The sequence below is a fragment of the Candidatus Phytoplasma melaleucae genome (genome assembly GCF_030588185.1).
Classification (GTDB): Bacteria; Bacillota_I; Bacilli_A; order Acholeplasmatales; family Acholeplasmataceae; genus Phytoplasma; species Phytoplasma melaleucae.
Genome location: NZ_JAOSID010000013.1, coordinates 1 through 5098, shown reverse-complemented (window position 1 = coordinate 5098; position 5098 = coordinate 1). Strand labels below are relative to the sequence as shown.

Sequence of the window (5098 nt, the reverse complement as noted above, 5' to 3'; positions counted from 1 at the left end):
CAAGTTTATGCTCATCCTCTTTTGAATAAAGAAGAAACTGGTCTTTACACAGATTTTAAAGAAGTTACTCTTAATAATGCTAAAGCTAATGTAATTGTAACACATGGAATAGGAGAAAGTTCAAGAGAATATGAAAGATTAGCAAACTATCTGAAAGGCTTTAATTATAATGTTTTACTTTATGATATTAGAAATCACGGACAAAGTATAAGTGATTACCAAAACATAGGCGACATTGATAGTTTCCATACTTTTATAGATGATTTACATTTAATAGTTACGTTTTTAAAACGAAAAAATAATTTAAAAGTTTTCCTGTTAGGTCATAGTTTAGGAGGAATAGTTAATAATTGTTATGTTTATAAGTATGATGATATAGATGGTGTAATTAATAGTGGTTCGCCAACAAAAATTATAGAACAAGCAACAATTTTTGCTGATGAAACTAATATTCAAAATATGCCAAATGTTACTATAGGACAAAATTATGAACGTTTATCTAGAATTCCCCTTGGTGAAGAAATGAAAGAGTATCGTATTTTTTCTGTTACACCTAGATTTTTAAGAAATATTATGTGTTTAAGTATTGATTATTTTCAAGAAAATTTAATTAACAACTCATTTTGTTATCCAAAACCTATTTTATTGCTTCATGGCCAAAAAGATTCAGTAATTCTTTATGAAAATAGTCAAGAAATGTTTAATATAATTCAAACACCAGATAAAGATTTAAAACTATATCCAGAATCTTTCCATAATTTATTCAATGATTTAGATTACCAAGAAGTACAACAAGATGTTTTAGAGTGGTTAGAAAACAAAATTTTAAGTTAATTTAAGATAATTTTTTAAAATAAAATAATTTATGTTATTGTAATTTTATTATTTATATATACTTTTGATAGATTGAAAATATCAATGAAAACTAAAAGTACATGCCCCAAAATTAAGTAGCCAATAATTAAAAGGCCAACTTAAAAAAAGTTGGTCTATAAAAATTATTAAATATATTATTTATTAGTTGGTGATACTTTTGGAGAGTCGAAGTGTGGGTCTTTCGCAATTTAAATCAAATAAAAGTCATACCCGCACTAAAATGCTGATCTTAATTTTTCATAAAACCTTTCTAATTACCATAATAAGATGCCAAGACTACGTCATTAGTTAGGAGTCACTTTGCACGATCGATATACTAACTAAAAAACTTCTTTAATCCAAATAAGATTGCAATTAAACACTTTAATAAACCTTTCCTTGGTCCGAATGAATAATAAAAAGAACTGCTAATTTAGGTATTTTTTTTAAAAAGTTTTTTTAACTAACTGTAAATGAACTTTTTTTACTTACCATAGAAGCTAAAACTTGATTATTGTATCCAAATCAGTAATTGTAAATATTCACAATTTACAATAAACATTAAGAACCAAAGTCAAATCAGTATATAATTTAGTCAATTGTTTATCAGTTTTTAAAATTATTTTTACTTAAATAAGGTTGTTTTTGCAAAAAATCTGTATAAAATCTATTTTTAGTATGAGGTAGAGGTATATTCCATTTTTTGAACCATCAATTTGGATTCGTCGTCTTTAAAATTGATTTGTGATTAATATTGGTTTTAAAAATCCTTTTATAAGTATAAAGTAATTTTATGATAACCAAACATAAAATAATTTTTTTACATAAACAACCAATTCTTTTAACAATTAATAAATATCATTAATGTTTTTCTTTCTTTTTCTATTTTAGTTTTTACAAATAGTAAGCATTATGATTAATTTTAATTGTAATGGTTAAATATTTTTGATAAAATTTAATCAAAGAGAAAATAATTTTTGCCAAATTAGGAACGCTATAACTAACAAGTCACAATTTGTAATAATTCAATCTCTCTTTTATTGTCATTAACAATTTTAAAAATAAAATTATATAGTCAAAAATAAATTTCTTTTTATTTCCTTAGTGCTTTTGTAACTTTTTTTACCAATTATATAGCGTAAGATAAATTTCAAATTCATCTTCTGAACTTAAAAAACATGACAACTGCACCTCAAAAAAATTCAACAATTTTTAAAAAGTTTTTAATTTTTTTGATTTGAAAAGATGAATAAATAAATACTTAAATAAGAATTTAATTGTTATTTATGGATCTAAAAGTTGTTAAAAAAATAGGGCACAGCACGGATATTTAAAGACGAATATAAAATATGATTTAAATATAATAACTAGAATAATGATTCTTAGTTAAGGAATTTTGGTTTGTTATTTTTAAATAAAAAAATTCTTTTTAGATTTGACAATTAATCCATTTTAACATAAAATAAATGCAAACTAGAAAGAGAGGTGAATTTGACTAATTGTAAAAATGTTAAATAATTCATAAATTTCAATAATACTAATCTATATTATTAAAAATTATTGATCAATACATAAAAATTAAAATTTTATCTGAATTATAAATTTTTAAATTTGATTAGTTTATTAACTTAAAAAGGATTTATAAAAATTATTTTCTTTTATTATATTTACTTAATAGACAAATTAGAAGAAATTCAAATTAAAATTTAATTCAAATAAAATAAATAACTCATAAAATTTGCAATAATATTAAATTTTTTTAATATGAACAAAAAGGAGGATTAAGAGTTTATGTTAAAAATAAAAAATCAATTCAAAACTATAATTATTAATTTTCTCATATTAATATTATTATTATTTAGCTCTTTTAACACAGTAATGGCTGGTCCTAAAAAAGAAAAGAATACAAAAAAACCAATGAAAACTGAAAAAAAAGTAACTCTTAGAGAATATCATCAATTAGAAAGAGCTTTAGATAATCTTACGGAAGAAGAAAGAAATAGTATAATTAGAACGTTAAATAATCCAGATAATGTTGCTTTATTAAGACAAAGTATTGCAAACGAAAGAGAACAAAAAGCTAGAAATGATAATAATGACAATAAAAATGAAGAAAGCTCTTCTTCTAATCCGAAAAATTCTTAAAATTATAAAATTTAGAAATTATAGTTATGATGTGAAATAATAAATAAAGAAGTAATTATTAAAATAATTCTAATTAAAGAAACAAAGAAATAATTTCAAACAATATTAATCTTTTTTTGGATTTAATAATTTATATTTTACTAAGAAATGAATTCATTCCAAGTATCTTTAAACTATAACCAATGTCTTTTATATTATTTTTAGTGGCTTTTACGATACCTTACCCTATACGCCAAAGCTTTACCAGTATTTTCTATAACATCTAAAGAACTTTCAATATTATCTTGTTAGCTTTTCTAGCACTTTTATAAGCTTTTTCGAAAAAAGTAGTGGGATAACTGGTCGCTTTACTGAAAGTTTTTAAGTCTTCTAAGCCTGTTCGTGTTATATTCTAACCCATGGCATCTCATCAACCATGTCAGTTATCCTCATTACTTGATCTTAAACTTAGCTTATTGTTTGACCAGCTATTTCTAAAGCATCAGGATTAATTTTATATTTTAAAACAAACAATAATAAGCGAAACGGTGTTTCTATTATTGTTAACCATAGTATATAAAGTACATAACATGAATAATCATTTAGACGTCTAAAAAATAAATTGTAAAACTATTTTGTGTGTTTTGAGAAATATCATTTTAAAAAATTTTGAAATTAACTTTTTTAAGTTATATGAAAAAGATTTTTTAAGAAAAAATGAAAAGAAACAGATTTAAAATATGTATATGATTGTAAAATACAAAAAAAATTTATTTTTTTTATCGTTACTAATATTAATATTAATTTCAGGTTTTACTTTGTACATTAGAGAGAAACCTGGTCAAAAAACAAGACGGTTTAATTACAATTTATTAGATGATTGCGGGAATAATACTGAGTATAACATTGTTGGCTCACCTAAATTTGTTCAACAATATGATGAAGATGGTTCCAAAGTGTATAGGTATGATAATAAATATAATCTTCAAGGTCAACTAGTAGAAATTCAAATGTATGATGAACGAAATGATAAATGGTTTAAGTATGAAAATAATTATGACTCGCAAGGAAAATTAATATCTACTAAAAAGTTTTTTAGTAATAATCACGAAAGCCTTAGTTATTGGTATAAATACAATAAAAAAAATCAATTAACAATTGCTCAAGCATATTATTCAAATGGTGAAGAAGAGAATAGATTTTATAATGAGTATGATAACCAAGGCAAATTAATAATGACTAAAGTATTTGATTCTAACGGTTATATAGTTCATAAATATAGAAATATATACAATAATGTAAAACAACTTGTATCAACTATAATCTTTAATGAAAATGAAACAGAAGAATATTTTCGATATGAAAATAACTATGATCGCGAAGGAAGATTAAAAAAAGTTCAAACATATAAAAACAATAAGTTTCATAGCTTATTTATTATCGAATATTAAAATAAAAAATTAGTCAAAATTAGACATTTTTATAAATTATTTTTTAACTCCAAAAATAAATAAGAACCAAAAAATTTCACCCTTCTAACTATCTTATTAACATAAAGCTTATTTTTTGCTAATGATATATCTTATATTTTAATATAATTGATAATGATTTTATAAATGTTTATGCCAAAAAGTAAAAATACTATTCCTATTTGAAATCCATTTTCAATAAATTTGCATATCATTCATTCAATATTTTATTTTGAGAATATTTAATGGTTGGCACAAAATATACATTATAGTAACAAATTAAACAAGAATTTATAAAGATTAACATATAATATTTGTACTTAACTTTCCATTTTGTTTTTTTGTTGTACAGACGAATACAAAATAACAAATAATAGTGCAAAAAAAGATAAAAAACGGATTTTAGTTGCTCTAAATAATATTTCATGTTTAATTATTAAACACATTTTTTATTAAATTAAACATGAAACTTAAAAAGCTTTGTCAACTACACAAATTCATTAAAAAAATCAAAAACTTGCTCGACATAATATAATTGTATAGAAAAAAGATTGGAAGTGGTTTAAATTAATCCGTCACAAAGAAATTTAATGATCTATCATTTAAATAATCCACAAAATAAAGGTTTATCCCAAGACCCTAGTTATACT

Annotated in this window: 3 protein-coding genes; all 3 read left to right on the top strand. The window is 22.3% G+C overall.

Annotated elements, in window-relative coordinates:
* The coding region (locus tag OC680_RS02110; RefSeq protein WP_304515465.1) for an alpha/beta fold hydrolase at positions 1–834 on the top strand (834 nt) is incomplete at its 5' end.
* Between the two features lie 1812 nt (positions 835–2646).
* Positions 2647–3000, top strand: coding sequence for a hypothetical protein (locus OC680_RS02105; RefSeq protein WP_304515464.1), 354 nt, complete (start codon positions 2647–2649; stop codon positions 2998–3000).
* A gap of 725 nt (positions 3001–3725) precedes the next feature.
* Entirely contained in the window at positions 3726–4430 is a 705-nt protein-coding gene (locus OC680_RS02100; RefSeq protein ID WP_304515463.1) for a hypothetical protein, read from the top strand.
* Positions 4431–5098: the final 668 nt, after the last annotated feature.